Below are 836 nucleotides of genomic sequence, written 5' to 3'. Positions count from 1 at the left end.
GGTCCGGGTGAGGCGGTGGTGCGGGTGCAGGCGTGCGGGGTGTGCCACACGGATCTGCATTATCGGGAGGGCGGGATCAACGATGAGTTCCCGTTCTTGTTGGGGCATGAGGCGGCCGGTGTGGTGGAGTCGGTCGGGGCCGGGGTGGTGGATCTCGTGCCTGGTGATTTCGTGGTGTTGAACTGGCGTGCGGTGTGCGGGGTGTGTCGGGCGTGCAAGCGGGGTCGTCCGCAGTACTGCTTCGATACGCACAATGCGGCGCAGCCGATGACGTTGACGGATGGGACTGCGTTGTCGCCGGCGTTGGGGATCGGTGCGTTCGCGGAGAAGACGCTGGTGCATGCGGGTCAGTGCACGAAGGTGGATCCGGCGGCGCGGCCCGCGGTGGCGGGGTTGCTGGGGTGCGGTGTGATGGCGGGGATCGGTGCGGCGGTGAACACCGGTGGTGCGGGGCCGGGTGATTCGGTCGCGGTGATCGGGTGTGGTGGGGTGGGTGATGGTGCGATCGCGGGGGCGAGTTTCGCGGGTGCGCGGCGGATCATCGCGGTGGACAGGGATCCGGCGAAGTTGGCGTGGGCGGAGGAGTTCGGTGCCACGCACACCGTCAACGCGGCCGAGGTGGACACGGTGGAGGCGGTGCGGGAGCTCACCGATGGGTTCGGGGCGGATCTGGTGATCGATGCGGTGGGGGTGCCTGCGACGTATGAGCAGGCGTTCTACGCGCGGGATCTGGCCGGGACGGTGGTGCTGGTGGGGGTGCCGACTCCGGAGATGAGGCTGGAGTTGCCGTTGCTGGAGGTGTTCGGCCGGGGTGGTGCGTTGAAGTCGTCGTGGTA

The 836-nt window shown here is 68.4% G+C and carries 1 protein-coding gene; it reads left to right on the top strand.

The window, feature by feature from the left end:
• Window positions 1–836: S-(hydroxymethyl)mycothiol dehydrogenase (locus LCD35_RS29685; protein WP_225045324.1), on the top strand; the 836-nt coding region annotated here is incomplete at both ends.

Origin of the sequence: Saccharopolyspora sp. 6V (assembly GCF_020176785.1) — a bacterium.
GTDB classification, from domain to species: domain Bacteria; phylum Actinomycetota; class Actinomycetes; order Mycobacteriales; family Pseudonocardiaceae; genus Saccharopolyspora_C; species Saccharopolyspora_C gregorii.
This window is presented reverse-complemented; position numbering and strand designations above follow the sequence as displayed.